At 37.8% G+C, this 3,167-nt stretch carries 3 protein-coding genes and 1 pseudogene; 3 read left to right on the forward strand and 1 reads right to left on the reverse strand.

What is annotated here, in order from left to right; translation table 11 throughout:
• Positions 1-181 precede the first annotated feature (181 nt).
• The 3 genes and pseudogenes from V7Z64_RS12545 to V7Z64_RS12555 all read left to right on the forward strand — a co-directional run.
• A pseudogene (locus tag V7Z64_RS12545) lies at positions 182-334 on the forward strand (GntT/GntP/DsdX family permease); the annotation flags it as partial.
• 201 nt (positions 335-535) lie between these two features.
• Positions 536-1,606: an AAA family ATPase gene (locus V7Z64_RS12550; RefSeq protein ID WP_297991244.1), complete on the forward strand. Its 1,071-nt coding sequence runs from the start codon at positions 536-538 to the stop codon at positions 1,604-1,606.
• Positions 1,603-2,214, forward strand: coding sequence for a DUF3226 domain-containing protein (locus tag V7Z64_RS12555; RefSeq protein WP_297991242.1), 612 nt, complete (start codon positions 1,603-1,605; stop codon positions 2,212-2,214). Before V7Z64_RS12550 ends, V7Z64_RS12555 begins: the two co-directional genes overlap by 4 nt.
• A gap of 71 nt (positions 2,215-2,285) precedes the next feature.
• On the opposite strand, the gene V7Z64_RS12560 is transcribed toward V7Z64_RS12555, so the two are convergent.
• Complete coding sequence (locus V7Z64_RS12560; RefSeq protein ID WP_297991240.1) at positions 2,286-2,978, reverse strand: plasmid pRiA4b ORF-3 family protein; 693 nt, start codon at positions 2,976-2,978, stop codon at positions 2,286-2,288.
• Between the last annotated feature and the right edge of the window lie 189 nt (positions 2,979-3,167).

Here is a 3,167-nt window from a genome sequence, read left to right on the forward strand (position 1 = left end):
CGTCAGTGCTTTCTCTTTTTTGTCACTAAATCACAAAATTTGGTGATGAACCATTAATTTTAACCCCATGATGCTAGATAAAATCGAGTAAGCATAAAATAGCCCTTGCCTGTGGATCTCCTTTAAAATGAAAGTGCGATCCAACATTTGAAAGGAGAAGTCCCCATGTAAGAGCAATTTCATTTTTTCACACGTCAACGATTTAGGATTCTGGCTCGTCAATCGCTATTCTGGTTTAGAGGTAAAAGATACGCTCAAATCATGGACAGTGATGGAAACAATCATCGCTTTTGTCGGCTTTTCCGTTGTTTTTGTTATTAGTTGGTTTGTATGATAATAATAGAAAAGGATTACTTAAAACAAGCCCTTCTTAAATTTTTTTAAATTAAATATAGGAACTTAGGAGCTTGTTTCCTTGAAGGAATTTAAAGCAATATGTTGAAAAGAAAATAAGCAGAGCTTTAATAAATGATACATACTAATGTAAAGGTATAAATTACTTTCAATACAAAAATGACATAGTAGGTGAATAGAAGTGATTCGTTTTGTAGAAATTAAGAATTTCAAAAGTTTAAACCATCTTGTGTTGAGTGATTTAGGACGAATAAATTTATTTGGTGGTAAAAACAATGTAGGAAAGACAACTTTGCTGGAAGCGTTATTTTTGTTTTTTGATCGCCTAAACCCTAATATGCTACTTCGACAGTATAACTGGCGAGGGGTGGCTGGTATGCCAATTCGACCTGATACGATGTTTGCTCCTATCTTTTGCAATTTTGACTTGTCGAAAATAATCCAAATCAAAATTGTAAGAGGGCGTGGTGCAGAAGAAATTATGTCCCTTCGTTTTAAAGATGAAAATCAACATGTTTTTTCTGTTCCAGTAAGAATAGATGAGAGATTAGGGAGTTCAAATGAATCGATTCAAAGTCTAGTAGAAATCGAGTACAAGGATGCGAAGCGAAAAGAGGAGGATCTTTTTCACTTTTTCATTAATACGAATGGCGGGTTTGGCATGCAGGTCGTGCAAGCAAAGTTCAAAGAGGAGCAACATGCGTATTTCCTTGGCTCTAAAATTCCTTTTAATCCTGTCGAAACAGCGGTTCGTTATGGTGAACTAGATATTCGTGGTGAAGCAGAGCAGTTGTTGCCATATTTACAAACGATCGAACCAAGATTAAGAAGTCTCGTCTCTATCGCACTACCGAATGGGGAATCCATGCTGTATGGCGACATCGGCTTGGTGAAAAAAGTGCCAATCGCTTACATGGGAGACGGTCTGTCTAGATTGTTAACGATATTACTAGCTATTTCCTATACCCGCAACGGAGTTGTTTTTATTGATGAAATTGAAAATGGCTTTCATTATTCAACAATGCCAAAAATATGGGATATTTTAATGAAAGCAGCTAACGATTATGATTGCCAAATTTTCGCCACAACTCATAGCTATGAATGTTTAAGTAGTGCGGTAACTGGCATATCGGAGAAGAAAGATGATTTTCGTTATATACGTCTTGAACGGACAAAGGAGAAAATTGTTCCCAAAACGTTTTCCTTTTCTATGATTCAAATGGCAGTTGAACAAGGGTGGGAAGTGCGGTGAGCTTAAAGCCGAGGGAAATTACAAGAGAGAAACTTCTTCTAGTTGAGGGAAAAGATGAGGTTAATTTTTTCGAAGCCTTGTTAGAACAAAGTGGAATAGAAGGTTTTGAAATTATTGATGTTGGCGGGAAAGGAAACTTTGCGAAAGAACTAAAAATGCTTGCTTTATTAACAGGATTCGAGAAGGTTAAAACATTAATTATTGTAAGAGATGCAGATGACAATGCAGATGACGCATTTGCAAGCGCAAGAAGTGCATTACATTCGATTCATTTTCACACGCCGAGTTCTCAAAATGAGCTGAGAGAACACGAGGGACGAAAAGTGGGAATTTATATTATGCCTGGGAATTTCGAGAAGGGAATATTGGAGGATCTTTGTATGTCTTCTGTTGCCGATCAGCCTGTCATTAGTTGTATTGAATCATTTTTTGAGTGCATCAAGCAAAAGGGATGTATACCAAAGAACTTATCTAAAGCAAAAGCACATGTTTTTCTAGGGTCCCAGTCAGAATTAGTAACAAGCATTGGAGTTGCAGCAAAAAAGGGATACTGGAATTTTAGCCATCCTTCTTTACAGGCGCTAACACATTTTTTGAGGGAGGTTTAATAATCGGTTACTAACAGACGTTCGTACGTGAGAGGACTGCCCCTCTTCGGCAGTCCTCTCACATTTTCGCGCTACTTGAAGCGAATGGTCGCAAGTCGTTGGTTTACTTCTTCGATGTCAAAGCGCTCTGGATCAAAATCGTCTCCGTGCCATTCGTCATACCATTCTAAAAACTCTTGACGCTCTTGCTTCCGCGTATGATCCTTCATCATATCGATTGCATCTTGGTAACCCCAAACTCCACCAACATCTTCGGGAGGGCATGCTCGTGATCCTTTGATACAAATCGGATGAGTTAACGGTTCGATTCGTTTTTCGATTTTCTCCAATGTAATGATATGATCCCAGTTGTCCCCGAAGTCATACGTATACAACACTTTTTGTTTCTCTTTACTTAAATATTTTTTAATCGGTGTTTTTCGTGAATCGAGCTTGTCCTTCCAAAGAGTCATAAAATGATCATCTGGATGCGGGACGTCAATAATCGCATCACTTGTTTCGAACTGATACAAATGGTAATTTCCCCATCCCATCGCCTCTTGAATAATGAGATGGAGCTGATCGAATGTTATGTCGCTTGGGACGAGCACACGTCGCCAAATCGGTGGACGAATACCACGCAACTGGATTTTTAATTGATAAATTGTTTCGGCTTTCTTGACTCGTTCTAAAGTTTTTTCAATCTCGTGGCGGAGCGAAGCGGGTAATGTCTCGTAATCTGATAATTTTGTAATCTTTTTTAATGTTTCCCATGCGGTTGGCATATGCTATTCCTCCCCTTTATCCTTTTACTATAATCATAAACAAATGTTCGCTTTTTTATAAGTGAAATGACTTGCTTTCTAAAAAATATTTTTCAAAATAGCTGTACCGTGCAAAAGTGTTCGTATTTGTGTAAACTGACTGTAGATGAGCAAATTTACTAACATAAATTTACAACCAAACAAAAAAAG

Origin of the sequence: Anoxybacillus sp. (assembly GCF_036834105.1) — a bacterium.
In the GTDB taxonomy this organism is placed as follows: domain Bacteria; phylum Bacillota; class Bacilli; order Bacillales; family Anoxybacillaceae; genus Anoxybacillus.